General features: G+C 65.0%; 12 protein-coding genes and 1 other RNA gene. 8 read left to right on the top strand and 5 right to left on the bottom strand.

All coding sequences use genetic code 11. The annotated features are described in order from the left end of the window. Positions 1-18 precede the first annotated feature (18 nt). The 3 genes from VNK82_04070 to VNK82_04060 form a co-directional block, all read right to left on the bottom strand. Positions 19-528 (bottom strand): phosphatidylglycerophosphatase A, encoded by a 510-nt coding sequence (locus tag VNK82_04070; GenBank protein HXE90121.1) that lies wholly within the window; start codon positions 526-528, stop codon positions 19-21. A 252-nt stretch (positions 529-780) separates the two neighbouring features. Continuing rightward, positions 781-2292 carry a 30S ribosomal protein S12 methylthiotransferase RimO gene (gene rimO, locus VNK82_04065; GenBank protein ID HXE90120.1) on the bottom strand — a complete coding sequence of 504 codons (1512 nt, stop codon included), beginning with the start codon at positions 2290-2292 and terminating at the stop codon, positions 781-783. 80 nt (positions 2293-2372) lie between these two features. Next, on the bottom strand, positions 2373-4556 hold the full coding sequence (locus tag VNK82_04060) for a transglutaminaseTgpA domain-containing protein (GenBank protein ID HXE90119.1): 2184 nt from the start codon (positions 4554-4556) through the stop codon (positions 2373-2375). A gap of 128 nt (positions 4557-4684) precedes the next feature. Between VNK82_04060 and ffs the strand changes: the two genes are divergently transcribed. The 3 genes from ffs (at position 4685) to VNK82_04045 (ending at position 6334) form a co-directional block, all read left to right on the top strand. Further along, positions 4685-4782, top strand: an RNA gene (gene ffs, locus VNK82_04055) — signal recognition particle sRNA small type. A gap of 81 nt (positions 4783-4863) precedes the next feature. Beyond that, entirely contained in the window at positions 4864-5859 is a 996-nt protein-coding gene (locus VNK82_04050; GenBank protein HXE90118.1) for a beta-ketoacyl-ACP synthase III, read from the top strand. A gap of 64 nt (positions 5860-5923) precedes the next feature. Further along, a complete protein-coding gene (locus tag VNK82_04045; GenBank protein HXE90117.1) occupies positions 5924-6334 on the top strand; it encodes a PaaI family thioesterase in 411 nt (136 codons plus the stop codon). Positions 6335-6494: 160 nt separating this feature from the next. Here the strand turns inward: VNK82_04045 and fumC are convergent, their stop codons facing one another. Next, positions 6495-7901, bottom strand: coding sequence for a class II fumarate hydratase (fumC, locus tag VNK82_04040; protein ID HXE90116.1), 1407 nt, complete (start codon positions 7899-7901; stop codon positions 6495-6497). A 405-nt stretch (positions 7902-8306) separates the two neighbouring features. On the opposite strand from fumC, the gene VNK82_04035 reads away from it, so the two are divergent. After that, positions 8307-9353, top strand: a complete 1047-nt coding sequence (locus VNK82_04035; GenBank protein ID HXE90115.1) for a YpdA family putative bacillithiol disulfide reductase — start codon at positions 8307-8309, stop codon at positions 9351-9353. 129 nt (positions 9354-9482) lie between these two features. Here the strand turns inward: VNK82_04035 and VNK82_04030 are convergent, their stop codons facing one another. Then, positions 9483-9929 (bottom strand): single-stranded DNA-binding protein, encoded by a 447-nt coding sequence (locus tag VNK82_04030; GenBank protein ID HXE90114.1) that lies wholly within the window; start codon positions 9927-9929, stop codon positions 9483-9485. Positions 9930-10073: 144 nt separating this feature from the next. On the opposite strand from VNK82_04030, the gene VNK82_04025 reads away from it, so the two are divergent. The 4 genes from VNK82_04025 to VNK82_04010 all read left to right on the top strand — a co-directional run bounded on the left by VNK82_04025 (position 10074) and on the right by VNK82_04010 (position 17491). Continuing rightward, the gene (locus VNK82_04025; GenBank protein HXE90113.1) at positions 10074-11468 is read left to right on the top strand and encodes a Zn-dependent hydrolase; all 1395 of its coding nucleotides are present in this window, start codon (positions 10074-10076) and stop codon (positions 11466-11468) included. Between the two features lie 80 nt (positions 11469-11548). Beyond that, on the top strand, positions 11549-12718 hold the full coding sequence (locus VNK82_04020) for a pyridoxal phosphate-dependent aminotransferase (GenBank protein HXE90112.1): 1170 nt from the start codon (positions 11549-11551) through the stop codon (positions 12716-12718). A 277-nt stretch (positions 12719-12995) separates the two neighbouring features. Beyond that, entirely contained in the window at positions 12996-14291 is a 1296-nt protein-coding gene (locus tag VNK82_04015) for an adenylate/guanylate cyclase domain-containing protein (GenBank protein ID HXE90111.1), read from the top strand. A 2-nt stretch (positions 14292-14293) separates the two neighbouring features. Beyond that, positions 14294-17491, top strand: a complete 3198-nt coding sequence (locus VNK82_04010; GenBank protein ID HXE90110.1) for a protein kinase — start codon at positions 14294-14296, stop codon at positions 17489-17491. Positions 17492-17524: the final 33 nt, after the last annotated feature.

Raw genomic sequence — 17524 nt, 5'->3', positions numbered from 1 at the left:
CCCAACGCTCGTGCGCTTCTACGTCAGCCAGCCCGCTCGCAGCAGCAGTTCGGCGCCCAGGCGCGCGTACAGTCCCGCTGCGACGTCATCCATCATGATGCCCAGACCGCCGTGGAGCTTTTCCAGCCGGCGCAGCGGCGGCGGCTTCACGATGTCGAAGACGCGAAAAAGTATAAGGCTCACCAGAAGCGATTTCCAAGCCACCGGCAGCGCCAACAGCGCGACCATCTGGCCGGCCACCTCGTCGATCACCACCGACTGCGGGTCGTCGGTGCCGCGCTCCCGGGCCACCGCCGCAGCCGCGGGAATCCCGGCCAGGACCGCGGCCACGGCCAGTCCTGTCGCTACCGGCCAGTGCAGTTCTGATGGCAGTGAAGAAGCCAGAGCCACCCACAGCCCCACCGTCGCTGCCGAAGCCCAGGTCCCCGGCGCCGGCCGTAGATGTCCGATTCCCAGTTGGGTGGCGACCATCCACGCCCACAGGGGCGCTTTGGGCAGCGGGACAGGATTATCGCTCGTGGTTTCCATCGCGCTTCGCAGGTTGCTGTGGCTGGGATTGCGAGGTTTGTCCCGGCGCGTCGCCCTCAGGCGCTGTGATGGGAGTCGAGATGACGTACTGCCCGCTCGCCCACTTGCCCAGATCGATCAACCGGCAGCGCTCACTGCAAAAAGGAAACTCGGGCTCGGAACGCAGTACCAGCTTGCGGCACGTCGGACAGCGGAGGCTGCGAATTCTTTTCTTCTTGGTCATTCGAGCGCGTCGGAAGAATGCGCGCGTAACTACAGCAGCTTCACCACCAGGTCATAGTCGTGCGCTTCCACGATCTCGCACCGGTAGAAATCGCCGGGTGTCGGCAGGCGGTGCGGTCCGAAGTCGCTGACGAAGACCTTGCCGTCAATTTCCGGTGCGTGCATCTCGGTGCGTCCCTCCCACAGCAGCGCGCTTTCTTCCGAAGGACCCTCCACCAGCAGGTCGAACTCGCGGCCCAGCAGCTTCCGTTTCTTCCGTCGGCTCACCTGTTTCTGCACCTGCATCAGCTTTCTGCGACGCCGTTCGATCTCCCTGGGTTCCAGCTTGCTCGCCAGGTGGTAGGCCTCGGAGCCGGCTTCGTCCGAGTAGGCGAACACGCCCATCCAATCGAACTCGGCGGCCCGCACGAAATCGCACAACTCGTCGAAGTCTCGCTCCGTTTCGCCGGGGAAGCCCACGATGAACGAGGTCCTGAGCGTCAGGTTGGGGATGGTGCGGCGCATCTTCTCGATCGAGCGCAGGAAGATCTCCGCCCCGGCGCCGCGCTTCATGCGCTTCAACACCGCGGGCGAGGCATGCTGCAACGGCACGTCAATGTAGGAGCACACCTTGTCGTGTCGCGCGATTGTCTCCAGCAGGCGCCCGGTGATCTTGTTGGGATAGGCATAAAGAAATCGCACCCAGCGCAACTCCTCGATCCCAGCCAGCCGCTCCAGCACCAAGGGCAGGCCGTCCTCCAGGCCGAGGTCTTCGCCATAGCAGGTGGTGTCCTGGCCGATCAGGGTGATTTCTCGCACCCCGCTGCGCGCCAGGCGCTCGGCCTCCGCGACCACCGATTCGAAGCGCCTTGAGCGGAACTTGCCGCGTAGTTGCGGAATGATGCAGAACGAGCAGGGATGATCGCAGCCCTCGGCGATCTTGATGTACGCCGAGTGCCTGGGTGTCGCCAGCAGGCGTGGGGTGGTGTCGTCGTAGAGATAATTCGGCAGGTCGGCGATCGCGCCCTGCCACGCGTCGCGGGCGAAGCGGCCCGCTGCCTCGCGGACGGTGCCTTCCGGCCGCGAATTCAATATCGTGAACGGAGCGGACCCCGCGGATGCCCGCCCATTTCGAATCCCCGCGGCATCCAGAATGCGGTCCAGCTCCCCCGTTCCCACCACCGCATCCACTTCAGGAATGTTCCTGCGAATCTCGTCGCGGTAACGCTCGACCAGGCATCCGGCCACCACCAGCTTCTTCGCCCGCCCGCCGGGGTTCGTGTCCGACGCCTTGTGGCCGGCCATTTCCAGGATGGTGTTCACCGACTCCTGCTGTGCGCTTTCGATGAACGAGCAGGTGTTGACGACGATGACGTCGGCGTCCTCGGCCCGCGGAGTGATTTCCGCCCCGGCCTTCGCCAGCATGCCCATCATGACTTCGCTGTCCACCAGGTTCTTGGGACACCCCAGGCTCACGAAGCCGACCTTGGCGGCCTGATTTGTGCGCGGGCCTTCGGCAGTCGTCGCGTCGCCGCATTCCAAGACTGGAAGTTCTGTGGGCATCGAACACTAGATTCTAACAGGGGGCTCGGAGCGCTTGACCGGGGGCGTGACAGCCTTGGCTGGAAGCCAGCGGCCAGGAGCTAGCGGCTGGCAGTGATTTCTTCGTACAGCTCCGGCAGCTTCTTCGCGTCTTCAGCCGACTCCCCAAACCTGGCCCGCTCGTAGTGCCCGGTGAACTGAGCTACCTGCTGGCGCAAATGTGCGTCGCCCAGAGTCGCAAGAAACTCCTCTGGCGTCTGCGAAGGCCGTTTGGGCCAGCCGCGACGCGCCAGCCGCTTGAGCAGCCGCTCGTACCAGATGCTGGCGGCTGCCCGCGGCGCCCGCTCAGGACGTGCGGCCGTTCGCCGGTTGCGCCATCCCCGCCATAGGCGCCGCGAATTCAACAGGACCATCAGGCTCGCCAGTGTCGCTACCGCTCCCACACCCCACTCTTGCGGCGACTCCTTGGCGCGCTGCTGCGTTTCCCGGGCCGCCCGCACCAGCATGCGATAACGCTCCCGGATCCACTTCAAGGTGTCCAGGCGCCGTCGCCGGCTGGCCTCCAGCATGGTGCTGCCGAGCTGGTTTTGATGCGTGAAGTCGTAATTGATCACCCACTCGCGCCAGAACTCGCGCGCCGCGTCCACGTAAAGCAGGAAGCGCTGCCAGGCGCCGGGTTGCGGGCGGTCGGCGGCGGGCGTGGGGTCGAACGCCACCCAGCCCTGCCCGGGGAAGTACGCCTCCACCCAGGAGTGTGCGTCGCGCGCCCGCACGATGTAGCTGCCCGTGACGTCATTGAACTCGCCCCCGCGGAAGCCGTTGACGATGCGCGCCGGCACACCCAGCGCCCGCAGCATCACCGTCATGGCGGAGGCGAAGTACTCGCAGTGGCCCTGCCGACGCTCGAACAGAAAGTGCGCCAGCGGATCGCCCTCCTTCGTGCCACTGAGCTGCAGCGTGTAGCCGAACCGCGTTTTCAGGTAGTTCTCGATCTGCGCCGCGCGATCATAGTTGTTCCCCGCGCCGGAGGTGATCTGGCGGGCCAGGTCGCGGATGCGCGGGTCGAGTGCGGGTAGTTGCAGGTAGGGCTCCAGGACCTCTCGCGAAGGCGTGCCTTCGGCTGCTCGCAGCGTCGTCGCTCGCGGCCGCGTGATGTCGCTCGTGGCCGCGTAATAGGTGACGGGACGGAAGCGGTCCTGGTTGTAAACCGTTCCCGCCTTGTCCAGGGCGATCTGCCGATAGCTCCCGGTTAGTTCGCGCGCCACCGGCGCCAGGAAGAACACGTTCGTGTCCACCGGCTCCATGACCACGCGGTAGTGGATCAGTGTCGGCGCCGCCCCCTGGGTAGCGGTCTCGGACTGGGTTGCCCGCGCGGCCGCTTCCAGGTCGTAGCGTCCCTGTTGCGCCATCCACAGCGTGAGCTGATGCGGCGGATTGAACCAGCGCCGGCCGTCGAAGGACGCCAGCGCCACGCCCCGCCACATCAGGTCGTAGCTGCCCGCGGTGTCGCCCTCGATCTCGATGCGCATGATCACCTGGCTCGATTGCTGGATCTCCCCGATCTCGCCCAGGCGTACGTCGTCGCTGAACCCGCTGACCAGTTGGTTGCGCGGCGCATACTGGCTCAGGTATCCGCCCGTCACCCGCGGCAGCACGAAGAAAATGCCTGCTGCGCCCAGCAGGATGGAAACCATCAGCATGGCGGCGGTGGTGGAGAGCGACCACGCCATGCGGCGCTTGCCGCCCGCGGCCTCGCGTGCGCGTCCCGCTGCGGCGGCCGCGGACCGCGCCATCTCCCAACTGGTGAAGGTCGCCACGGCCAGCAGGAGGAAAAGGGCGAAAGCGGCCAGGAAGAGCGTATCCACCGTGAGCACCGCTGCCGCCAGCACGGAGAGGAACGCCAGCACGCACAACCACACGATGTCCCGGTTGCGGTGCACGGAGAACAGCTTGACCACCAGGATCAGCAGCACCAGGTGCGCCGTCGCCGTGACGAAGCTGCCCGAAAGCAGCAGGAAATCCACCACGTAGAACAGCGCGTAGAAGATGGCGATATACGATGTCCAGCTCTCGGGGATGACCACCGTGCGTTCTCGCAGCAGCAGGTAGCCGCGCAGCCCCAGCGCCACCAGCACCACCAGCACCGAGAGCAGGTCCAGCTTGCCCGTCCCCGCCAGGGTGGTGAACCCGGTGACGATCATCAGGTAGAGCGCGATCTCGAAGTAGCGCTCCACCGTGCTGCGCGTACCCGCCAATCCGCCGCCTGTGAATCTCGCCTGCGCCATGTGGCCTCTATTGTTCTCCACTCGTCGCACAAAAGGAAGGTCTTCTCCGAGAACTGAGAACTGAGAACCGAGAACTGATGTGCTGAACTGACAACTGGCAACTGGCAACTGTAAACTGATGGGTCGGGCATCGGGTCCCACGCAACGCAATCCCGCCAACCCCGCCAGGTCCGGAAGGAAGCAACGGTAACGGGCTCGTGCGTGTGCAGTGGTTCTCCCGGTGCCCGGCATCCTTGTTGCGACTGAATGGACATTCATCGCCCCATCGTCCACAATAGTCGCTTCATTTTTCCGGGAGAAATCAGGTTTGAGCACGCTGCGGGCGAAGATCACGGCGCTGGGCACGTACGTACCGCCCCGCCTGCTGACCAACCAGGACTTGGAGAGGATGGTCGAGACTTCCAACGAATGGATCCTCGAGCGCACCGGCATCCGCCAGCGCCACATTGTGGACCAGGGCGTGGCCGCGTCCGACCTCGCGGTGGAAGCGGCGCGTGCCTGCCTGGCCGAGCGTGGCATTCCGCCCACCGAGGTCGAAGCCATCTTCATCGCCACCGTCACTCCCGACATGATGTTCCCCTCCACCGCCTGCCTGGTGCAGCACAAGCTGGGCGCGCCGGGCGCCTGGGGCTTCGACGTTTCCGCGGCCTGCTCGGGCTTCGTCTATGCGCTGCAGACCGGCGCCCAATTCGTCGCGGGCGGCGCGCACAGGAAAGTGCTGGTCATCGGCGCCGACGTGATGTCTTCCATCATCGACTACACCGACCGCGCCACCTGCGTGATTTTCGGCGATGGCGCCGGCGCCGTGCTGCTCGAGCCCACATCCGACCCTGACGATGGCCTCCTCGACTTCCTGCATGAAGTCGATGGCTCCGGAGGCTGTTCGCTCTACATGCCCGGGGGCGGCAGCCTGCACCCCGCCTCGCGCGAGACCGTAGAAAAGAAGATGCACTACGTGCACCAGGACGGCCAGGCGGTCTTCAAGTACGCGGTGCGCAAGATGGCCGAAGTCTGCGAGAAGATCCTGGTGCGCAACGGATACACCGGCAAGGACGTGGCCGCGTTCATTCCGCACCAGGCCAACCGCCGCATCATCACCGCCACCGCGGACCGCCTGGGCATGTGCGCCGACCGCGTCATCATCAATATCGACGAGTACGGCAACACCACCGCCGGCACCATCCCGCTGGCCATGCACACCGCGCGCCAGCAAGGCAAATTGAAGAAGGGAGACTTGGTGCTGCTGGCCGCTGTCGGCGCAGGTTTCACCGTCGGCGCCACACTGCTGCGCTGGTCGTACTAGGTGTTGCGGTCATCCCGAGCGCGGCGAGGGACTCCTATGACCGCCCTTTCCCATGGTTGACGCTATGAACGCTTCTGTTCCCGACCACGTCCGCTCCATCTTCGACAAGGCCGACTTCCTCCGCCACCTCGGCATCGAACTGACCGCGGTCGGCCCGGACTGGTGTGAAACCGCACTGGCCGTGAAGCAGCATCACCGCCAGCAGCACGGCTACATCCACGCCGGCGTTCTGGCCACCCTCGCCGACCACACCGCCGGCGGCGCGGCTCGGGCCGCCTCAGGCGAGCGCGACGTCATCACCATCGAGTTCAAAATCAACTTTCTGCGTCCGGCCGTGGGCGACCGCCTGCGCTGCCGCGCCCGCGTCCTGCGCGCCGGCAAGTCCATCGTCGTCAGTGAGTCGGAAGTCTTTGCGGTGAAGGACGGTGAGGAGAAGCTGGTCGCCAAGGCCACCGAGACGTTGTCCTTGATCTGATTTTGGGATTGTCATCCTGAGCGAGCCGCTCTTGCGAAGGATCTGGGCGGCCCGCGCGAAGCCCGAAGCGAAGCGGAGGGCCGAAATCGCGCGCTTGGGCCGCATCCTCATTCGCCCTAATCTTCATCCCGTACCGCGCACCCCGGCACCTGTGAAGGGCTTACGGGTGCGTCATCCTCTCCGGCTTCACCAGTTGGTCGAACTCCTCGCCCGTCAAGTAACCCAGCTTGAGCGCGGCTTCGCGCAGGCTGGTGTGCTCGACGTGCGCCGTGTGCGCCACCTGGGCCGCCTTGTCGTAGCCGATCTTGGGAGTGAGGGCGGTCACCAGCATGAGCGAGTTCTTCACGTACCACTCCACCTTGGCCTTGTCCACCTCGATGCCCTTGACCATGTACTCGACGTAGCCGTGGCAGGCGTCGGTGAGCAGGGTGACCGAATGCAGGAAGTTGTAGATCATCACCGGCTTGAAGACGTTGAGCTCGAAGTTGCCCTGGGAACCGGCGAAGCCCACCGCGGCGGTGGCGCCGTGCACCTGGACGCACACCATGGTCATGGCCTCGCACTGGGTGGGATTCACCTTGCCGGGCATGATGGAGGAGCCGGGCTCGTTCTCCGGGATGCTCAGTTCGCCCAGGCCGCAGCGCGGGCCGGAGGCCAGCCAGCGGATGTCGTTGGAGATCTTCATGAAGGAAGCAGCCAGGGTCTCCAGTGCTCCTTGCGCGAAAACGATTTCATCGTGCGCCGAGAGCGCCGCGAACTTGTTGGGGTGGGAGCGGAAGGGAAGTCCGGTCAGCTCGGCGATCTTCTTCGCCGCCCGCTCGGCGAACTCGGGATGGGCGTTCAGCCCGGTGCCCACCGCCGTCCCTCCGATGGCCAATTCGTACAGGCCTTCCAGCACCTGCTTCAGGCGGGTGATGTCGCGCTCCAGCAGGCTGGCCCAGCCGCCGAACTCCTGCCCGATGGTCAGCGGCACGGCATCCTGCAAATGGGTGCGCCCGATTTTCACCACGTCCTGGAACTGTTTCGCCTTGGCGCGGATGGCGCTGGCCACGCTCTCGACGGCGGGGATCAGCGCGCGCTCCACCCGCTCGGCCGCCGCGATGTGCATGGCCGCGGGAAACGTGTCGTTCGACGACTGCGACATGTTCACGTGATCGTTGGGATGGATGGGCTTCTTCGAGCCCAGCTCGCCGCCGGCCAGCTCGATGGCGCGGTTGGAGATGACCTCGTTCACGTTCATGTTCGTCTGGGTGCCGGAGCCGGTCTGCCAGATGCGCAGGGGGAACTGGTCGTTCAGCTTGCCGGCGATGACTTCGTCGGCAGCCTCGACGATCAGCTTGGCCTTGTCTGCGGGCAGCTTGCCCAGGTCCTGGTTCACCAGCGCGCACGCCTTCTTCAGGATGCCGAAAGCGCGGATCAGCTCCGGCGGCATGGTGTCCCGGCCGATGTTGAAGTGCAGCAGCGAACGCTGCGTCTGCGCTCCCCAGTACACATGGGACGGCACCTCGATGGTGCCCATGCTGTCGGATTCCGTGCGGGTGGCTGGTTTCTTCATTGCCGTCGCCATGAGGACACCCCTCTGTATGGATGTGTGCGTTTGCAGGAAGGAAGCCGAATTATAGCAGCGGCCTGGTGCCCCACGTTCGCGCCTGCCTTTGGCGCGTACGTGGGTTGAGTGCCCATCGTGACTCAGTTGACTCAGGCTCACGCAAAGGTTCGTTTCCCCCACGTCTGCGCCGAACAGCACGGCGCAGACACGGGGCACCTTCAAGTTCTAATTTGGGCGCCAACCAGGAATTTGGCCGAGGGTGCCTCGTTCACACCTGCAGTTGGGCGCTAACGTGGGTCCCACTTTCGTGAGGCTATCCTTCTGAGCCCTGCGCCCCTGCCCTCGTTCTTCGTGTTCCCTTCGTGTCCTTTGTGGTGAGCTTTTCCCGCGACTTCCGCGTGTTACGATTCCCCTCTAGCCATCATGAACGCCGAGCCCACGCTCGCCACGCAAGTCAAGCGGACCGAGCGCCACACACCGGGCCATCTCTTCGACGTCCTCTGTATCGGCGCCGGTCCCACCGGCATGGCCTGCGCCATCGAAGCGCAGAAGCGCGGCCTCTCCGCCGTGCTGGTCGACAAGGGCTGCCTGGTCAACTCCATCTATCACTACCCGGCCAACATGGTCTTCTTCACCACGCCGGAACTGCTGGAGATCGGCGACATCCCCTTCACCACCGCGCACCAGAAGCCCACCCGCCAGGAAGCGCTCGAATATTATCGCCACGTCGCCCAGCACTACCGCCTCGACGTGCGCCAGTACGAGCGCGTCGTACGCGTCAGCGGCAAGGATGGCGACTTCCACGTTGAGACCGTCACTTCACACAACGAGGTGGTTCACTACCACGCCCGCAAGCTGGTGGTTGCCACCGGCTACTACGACCTGCCCAATCGCCTCGGCGTCCCCGGCGAGGACCTGCCCAAGGTCTTCCACTACTATCGCGAGCCGCACCCGTTCTACGCTTCGGACGTGGTCGTGATCGGCGGCAAGAACTCGGCCGCCGAGGCCGCGCTCGACCTGTGGCGGCACGGCGCGCGCGTCACCCTGGTGCATCGCGGCCACGGCATCCACGCCAACGTGAAGTACTGGCTCAAGCCGGATATCGAGAACCGCATCAGGAACGCCGAGATCGCCGCCTACTTCAACGCCCACGTGCGCGAGATTCTGCCCGACAGCGTTCTCCTCTCGACGCCCGAAGGCGACGTCGTCCTGGAGAACGACTTCGTCTTTGCCCTCATCGGCTACCATCCCGACTTCGACTTCCTGCGCAGCCTGGGCATCGAGCTTTCACCCGACCATTGCCGCCCCCTCTGCGATCCGGAATCGCTGGAGAGCAACATTCCCGGCCTCTACGTCGCCGGGGTGATCGTGGCGGGCTCCCGCACCAGCGAGATCTTCATTGAGAACGGCCGTTTCCACGGCCACCAGATCGCCGAAGACCTCAAGCGAAAGTTGAAGTCCTCGGTCTAGCTTACTGACTCTGGGTGGGCGGTTCTTGGAGGGTCTTTCGGACTCACGCACTGGTAAAGTCTAAGAGCCAAAAGCCAAGAGCCAAGAGCTAGGAGCCAGTAGCTAGAAGCCAGCAGCTAGTAGCTGCTTTCAGAACGGAATATCTTCGTCCGTAATCTCCGGTCCCGGCGCCGCCGCGGGTTCCGGAGCGCGCTGATCCATCTCGTCGCCGCCGCGCGACCGTCCTTCGCCGCCCGCCTCACGGCCGCCCAGCAGTACGAGGTCGCTGGCCACGATTTCCGTCATGTATTTTTTCTGGCCGGTCTGCTTGTCGTCCCAGGAGCGCGTCTGGATGCGCCCCTCGATGTACACCGAGCGCCCCTTCTTCAGGTATTCGCCGGCAATCTCCGCCATCCGCTGCCAGGCCACCACGTTGTGCCACTCCGTGCGGTCCTGCCACTGGCCGCTCTTGTCCTTGTAGCGCTCGTTCGTGGCCACGGTGAAGCGGGCCACCGCCGTGCCGTTCGGCGTGTATTTAACTTCCGGATCGCGCCCCAGGTTCCCCAGCAGGATCGCCTTGTTCACGCTGCGCGCCATGTGTCTTTTGCTCTCCTTGTCGAAAGTTCGCCCACTATACCAGACCATCGCACGAGCAGTACCGTCCGGCCTCATTCTGTTTTGGAAAACAGGAAAGTCTCCTTCGTGCTTCCTTCGTGTCCTTTGTGGTTGAGCTCTTGCTGAATGCTGATTGCTGACTGCGGACGGCTTGTTACAATCGCCGCCGTGCCTACCCGCCGGGAGTTCTTGTACGGAATAACAGCCACCGCTCTAGCCACACCTGCAGGAAGTTTCGCTTGGCCGCCAGACACAGACCTCCGGGTGAACCCTGGACGCCTGCGCCGGCGCTTGGAGGCTCTTAGCATCTTTGGTCGTCCCGAGGGCGGCAGCTTCGCCGATGGCGTCAGCCGCCTCGGGTATTCGGACGCCGACGTCGCTGCCCGCGCCTGGGTCATGGACCAGATGCGCGCCGCCGGTCTCGAGCCCCGCATCGACCCCGCCGGCAACATCCTGGCCCGCCGCGCCGGAACCGACGCCGCGCTGCCGCCCATCCTTTTCGGCTCGCACATCGATTCCGTCCCCAATGGCGGCAACTTCGATGGGGACGTCGGTTCCATGTCGTCCATCGAGGTCGCGCACACGCTGCGGGAAGCAGGGAAGACCACCCGCCATCCTCTTGAAGTGGTCATCTGGGCGAACGAAGAAGGCGTCGCCTACGGCAAAGGTCTCGACGGCAGCCGCGCCGCTGCCGGCCAGCTCATGCCCGGCGAACTTGAAGAAGTCTGGAACGGCGTGGCCCGCGCCGATGCCATCCGCAAGGTCGGCGGCGCTCCCGAGCGCATCGCCGAAGCGCAGCGGAAGCCCGGTTCTTTCCACTGCTATCTCGAGCTGCACATCGAGCAGGGCGGGACGCTCGACCAGGCCGGTATTCCCATCGGCATTGTGGAAGGCATCGTGGCCATCGACCACTATGACGTCGAAATCCGCGGTTTCGCCAACCACGCCGGAACTACACCCATGCCCGGTCGGAAAGACGCCCTGCTGGCCGCCAGCGAACTGGCCCTCGAAGTCAACCGCATCGTGCGCTCCGAGCCCGGCCGCCAGGTGGGCACCGTGGGTCGGCTTCTGGTCGAGCCCAACGCGCCCAACGTCATTCCCGGCCGTGTACGTCTCACCGTCGAACTCCGCGACCTCTCCGGCGAGAAGATCGCGCGCCTGGCGGAGAGCGTTCGCGGCGCCGCTCGCGCTATCGCCACCCGCACCGGCACGGAAATCGACATGAAGCTCGCCAGCCACCACGAGGCCGCTCTGGCTACACCCGCCGTGCAGAGGGCCATCGAGCAAGCCGCCGACTCTCTCGGCCTGCGGCACACGCGTCTGCCCAGCGGCGCCGGCCACGACGCCCAGATGATGGCCCGCCTCGGCCCCATGGGCATGATCTTCGTGCCCAGCGTCGGCGGCATCAGCCACTCCCCGCGTGAGTTCAGCCGCTGGGACCAGATCGCCCAGGGCGCCGACGTCCTGTTGCACACCATTCTGGCGTTGGATACTGTAGTCCTCTCTACCTCTCCTCGGTAGCACTTGCCGGCCGGGGCTCCAGTCGCAGGATGACCTTCCCGGTCTGGCCCGGCTTTCCTGCTCGTAGTACAGTTCCCGACGTGTTCGCTCTCCGCACCGCATGGGATCTCTCCTCCAACCGCCTTGCGGTGGCGCTGGCCGACGCCCGCCGCCTGGGCAGGGAAGTCCTGGACCTCACCGAGTCCAACCCTGCGCGTTGCGGCTTTGAATACGATCAGCCTGCCATCCTGGCGGCGCTCGCCCAGCCCGCTTCTCTCGACTACCGTCCCGAGCCCCTCGGATTGCTCTCCGCCCGCCAAGCCGTTGCCGGTTACTATCGCGATCGCGGCGAAGAGGTCTCGGCGGACCGCATCCTGCTCACCACCTCCACCAGCGAAGCGTATTCCTTTCTCTTCCGCCTGCTCTGTGACCCGGATTACGAAGTGCTCATCCCGCGTCCCAGTTATCCGCTGTTCGAGTTCCTGGCCGGCCTCCAGGACGTCCGTCTCACGCCCTACCCGCTCTTCTACGACCACGGCTGGCACCTCGACCGGCACGCGCTCGAATCGGCCTTGTCGTCCCGCACCCGCGCGCTGGTTGTCGTTCACCCCAACAATCCGACCGGCAGCTTCGTCCCGCCGGCCGAGGCCGAATACCTCGCCCGCCTCTGTGCCGACCGCGGCCTCGCGCTCATTGCCGACGAAGTGTTTCTGGACTTTCCCTTGACCTCCGCCGCGCCACGCAGCTTCGCCACTCAAACCGCGGCGCTCACCTTCACGTTGAGTGGGCTCTCCAAGCTGGCCGGCTTGCCGCAGATGAAGGTCGCCTGGGTGGTGATCAGCGGTCCGCCCGGCCTGGCCCGTCCCGCTCTGGATCGCCTCGAAGTCATCGCCGACACGTATCTTTCGATGAGCACTCCCATCCTGCTCGCCCTGCCGCACCTGCTCGAGACGCGCCACAGGTTCCTCGCTCAGGCTCGCCCGCGGCTGACGACGAATCTGGACGAACTCGACCGCCGCCTCGCCGCCCAGAGCCTGGTACAGCGGCTGGAGCTGGAGGGCGGTTGGTACGTCGTGCTTCGCGTTCCCGCCCACCAGCCGGACGAAGACCTGGCGCTCGCCCTGCTCGGCCGCCATGGAGTGCTGCTCCATCCCGGCCATTTCTACGATTTCCCCTCCGAAGGCCATCTCGTCCTCAGCCTTCTCACCCCGCCGGACATTTTTGCCGAGGGCCTGCGACGCACGCTCGCGCACCTGTCCGCCTCCTCCTAGTCCCTGCAACTTGTTGCAACACAATGGTTACTGGTGGTGCCGGTAATGGCCGCCCTCGTTACTTTGGAGTCTGAAAACTGCTTTCCTGTGAGTGCTTTCCGTGCTACTGTACTGTGCAATCCGGCTACCTCCTGGGATGCCCGAGCCGCTCGGTGACACGCTAACGCCCGGGTGTGCAAGGTAGTGCGCCCAGAGGGAGAGGCTTCTGTAGCCAGGCCTGAGGCGTCGGAGGCAACAGGGTTGGCACCATCCCCGATGGGGACGCGTGCGAGAGGTTATGTCGAACAGCGTCACCCAGATCATTAGTGCGGCGCGCGGCCAGTCGGACCTGCTGGCCGAGCTGGAAAAGTTCCGCCGCAACATCACCGTGATGTTCACCGACATCAAGGGCTCCACCGCCTACTTTGAAAAGTACGGCGACGTGGCCGGCCTGATGATGGTCCACCAGTGCAACGAGGAGCTGCGCGCCATTGTGGAGGCCCACGGCGGCCGCGTCGTCAAGACCATCGGCGACGCCATCATGGCCACCTTCGAGGACTGCCAGCAGTCCATTCGCGCCGCCGTCAAGATGCAGAAGCAGCTCATCGAGTTCAACGCCCCCAAGCCGCCCCAGGACCACGTCTTCATCCGCATCGGGCTGAATTATGGCTTGGGCATCGTGAAGTCCAACGACGTCTTCGGCGACGTCGTCAATGTCGCCTCCCGCGTCGAGAGCGTCGCCCAGCCCGAGCAGATTGTCATCTCCGACACCATGCAGCAGCAGGTCGCCTCCAGCCGCGAGTTCAACATCGTCCACCTCGGGCGTTTCGCTCTCAAGGGTAAGGAAGGCGACCGCGACCTCTACGAGGTGCTGTGGAACGAGGTCTCGCACGCCCGCACCACCGTGGCTCACACCGCCGTCACTACCGTGGTCAAGGCCCACATGGTGGTGCCCAAGTTCAAATTGCTTCACATCAAGCGCGACGGCACCGTCGGCGCCGAGTATCCGCTCAAGGACGGCAAGCTCATGGTCGGCCGCAACCAGGGCGATGTCACCTTTTCCAACGACGCCCAGATGGCCCCTCTGCACGGCCGCTTCTATTACGAGCGCGGCCAGCTCTTTGTCGAGGACCTGTCCAACGGCCCCGGCGTCTTCGTGCGCCTCGTCGCCACCTACACCTTGCAGGACGGCGACGTCATCCTCACCGGCCGTCAGATGCTGCAGTTCCGCGAGAAGACCGAAGCCATGCAGACCGCCGCCGCCACCGGCACCACCATCATGAACATGGCTTCCATCCTGAAAGAGCCCGTGGCCGAGCTGGTCCGCATGACCGCCACCGGCCCCGATGAGAGCGTCCGCTTCCCCCTGAATGACGAGGAGATCATTCTCGGCCGCAACCGCGGTACCTACATTTTCCCCGACGATGGCTTCATGAGCGGCCAGCACGCCAAGCTCTACCAGCGCGGCGAGGACTTCTTCATCGAGGACCTGGGCAGCCGCAACGGCTCGTTCCTGCGCGTGCGCGGCACCGCTCCCGTCCCCGTCGGCGCCGTCGTTCTTATGGGCGGCCAGATGCTGAAGGTGACCGAGTAACCATGGCTCCGCCGGTCCAAAAAGTCGGCAAGTACGAGGTGCTGGAGGTTCTCGGCAAGGGCGGCATGGGTGTGGTCTACAAGGCCATGGATCCCATGATCGACCGCACCGTCGCCATCAAGATGATGACCGGTGGCTTTGCGGAAAACCCCGACCTGCTCAAGCGCTTCTACCGCGAGGCCCGGGCCACGGCGATGTTGCAGCATCCCAACATCGTCATCGTCTACGACTTGGGCGAGCACGAAGGCAACCCCTACCTGGTCATGGAGTTCCTCGAGGGCGAGGCCCTCGACAAGGTCATCGCCTCCCGCCGCGAAGTCTCTCTGGTCCAGAAGCTCGACTACATCATCCAGGCGCTCAACGGCCTGAGCTACGCCCACCAGAAAGGCATCGTCCACCGCGACATCAAGCCCGGCAACCTCATCATCCTCCGCGACGGCGCCGTCAAGATCGTGGACTTCGGTATCGCCCGCATGGGCGACGCTTCGCTCACCCGCACCGGCCAGGTGGTGGGCACCATCACCTACATGTCGCCGGAGCAGATCAACGCCCAGGTTGTCGACGGCCGCACCGACGTCTTCTCCTGCGGCGTCATGCTCTACGAACTGCTCACCTTCAAGCTTCCCTTCGATGGCAAGGACACCGCCTCCACCCTCCTCAAGATCATTCACGAGCCCCCGCCCCCGCTGAAGAACTACCTGCCCGTCTACCCGCCGGAGCTGGAAGAGTGCCTGCACCGTGCTCTCGCCAAGGACCGCGAGGAGCGCTACGCCACCGCCGAGGACTTCGCCTTTGACCTCAGCCGCGTGCAGGAATCGCTCAAGAAGCAGATGGTGAGCGAGTACGTCAACAAGGCCAAGGAATCTCTCGAGCGCAGCGAATTCTCCAAGGCCAAGGAGCTGCTGCAGCAGGTCTTGCGCGTGGACACGCAGCATTCCGTCGCTCGCGAGCTCATGCACGAAGTGCAGACCCGCATGCAGCGCCAGGCTCGCGGCGAGCAGATCAAGCAGCTTCGCGCCCACGCCGAGGACGCCCTCCAGCAGAAGCAATTCGACGACGCCATCAGCTACCTCGAACAGGCCATCACCCTCGACAAGGCCAACACCGAGCTGCGCAACCTCCGCGACGAGATCCAGGCCGCTCGCGACAGGAAGAAGAAGGTCGATGAAGCTCTCGCTCGCGCCGAAGCCGCCCAGCATGATGGCGACCTCGAAGCCGCCGCCAGGGCCCTCCAGGAGGTTCTGGCCGCCGACCCCGATAACACCCAGGCCAAGGCCCTGCATGCCGCCGTCAGCAAGGAACTGCAGGAGAAATCACGCCAGAAGCAGGTGCAGGGATACCTGGAGGAGGCCCGCAAGGCCATCTCCGGGCGCAAGTTTACCTCCGCCTTTGAGGTCCTCACCAAGGCCGAGCAGATCGATCCCGCCAGTCCCGAGGTCCATGCCCTCAAGAACCTTGCCTCCAGCGGCCGCGAGCAGGAGCAGCGCCGCCGCGACCTGGAAAAGCTCAGCACCGAGATCCAGGACCTGCTCAACCGCGAGCAATATGCCCAGGCCTCCGAGCAGGCCAACGCCGCCCTGCAGAAGTTCCCCAGCGATCCCGCCCTGCTCAAGCTCAAGGCCCTGGCCGACAAGCAGAAAGAGACCGCCGACCGCAAGAAGTTCGTGGATGAGCAGGTCGCCGAAGCCAACAAGCTGGTGGCCGCCGGCAAGCAGGCCGAGGCTCTGGCCGTGCTGGAAAAGGCGGTGCAGAAGGCTCCGGGCGAGCGCCGTTTGCAGTCCCTGCTGGCCGTCGTCCGCGACTCCGCCGAGCGCGAAAAGGCCGAGCAGCGCAAGAACGAGTTCATCGCCGAGGCCCGCAAGGCCATTGGCAAGAAGGATTACGCCGCTGCCGTCAAGATCCTGGAGGAAGCCCAGGACGAGGTCGAAGGCTCCGCCGAGATCAACGACCTGCTGCAGTTCGCCCGCGACGAAGCTGTCACCCAGGCCCGCCGCCGCAAGATCGAGGCCGCCGCCGAGGAGGCCACCCGCCTCATCAACGACGAGGAATTCGAGCGCGCCGTCTCCGTCCTCGAAGCCACCATGAAGGACACCCCCGACGAGGAGCTCAAGGTCGTCCTCGTCGAGGCCAAGCGCCGCTTCGAAGACTTCAACAAGAAGGTCGAGGGTGCCGTCACCCGCGCCAAGCGTCTGCTGGAGGCCCGCAACGTCGACGAGGCCGTCAGCTTTCTCGAAAAGCAGCCCAAGTCTTTTGCCCGTTCCAATGCCTTTACCGCTCTGCTGGAGAAGGCCCGCACCGAGCAGGACCAGATCAAGGGCGTTTCCGGCGCCATCGAAAAGTCCCGCGAATCCGCCACCAAGGGCGACTTCTCCAACGCCGTCAAGATTCTCGAGGCCTGCAAGAAGACCTACGGTGAGACTCCGGAGCTCAAGCAGGCCATCGCCGACCTCGAGGCCAAGCGCGCCTCCATCGCCAAGACCGCGCTGGAAAAAGCCGTCCGCGACGCCCGCGCCCTCCTGCTCGGCCGCCAGTATGCCGCCGCACTCAAGGGTCTCGATGCCGTTGCCGACCTCGCTCCCGCCGCGCCTCCCGAGCTGCGCACCCAATGGGAGTCTTTGCGCAAGGACGCCTCCAGTGGCGCCTCCCGCATGCAGAAGGAGGTCGAACTCGGTAAGACCATCGTCGCCGGCTCCGCCGAAGCCGGCCAGACCATGGTCGCCGGCTCCGCCGAGGTGGAAGCTCCTGCCGCTCCCGCCCGTGGCCGCCCCGCGCCCGCTCGTGCGCCCTCCATTCCTCAGCCGCCCCTCGCCCGTCCGCCGGTTCCTCCGCCCGCCCCGGCGCGCTCGCCCATGCTGATGTATGGCGCTATCGGCGTCGTCGTCGTGCTGGTGCTGGCTGTGGGCGCCTACTTCGCCCTGCGCAAGGGACCGGTCGAGGCCACGGCTTACATGGAAATCAATGCCGTACCTTGGGGTACGGTGAAAAGCGTCACCAACGGCGACGGCGAAGCCGTGCAGTTGCCCGCCGAAACCCACACCCCTCTCCGCCTCCGTGTGCCCCCGGGCGAGTACAAGGTCGTGGTCGCGGGTCCCAGCGGCGTCGAAAAGTCGGAAACTCTTACCGTGAGCGAAGAATCCCCGGGCAGCTACACGCCCGTCTTCGAGGCCATCGATGTGGAACAGATCCTCAGAACCTACTGATTGCCGCCTCTCCTGGCTGGCTCTGGCCCTGCT

The organism is Terriglobales bacterium, from assembly GCA_035573675.1.
Classification (GTDB): Bacteria; Acidobacteriota; Terriglobia; order Terriglobales; family Acidobacteriaceae; genus DATMAB01.
This window is presented reverse-complemented; position numbering and strand designations above follow the sequence as displayed.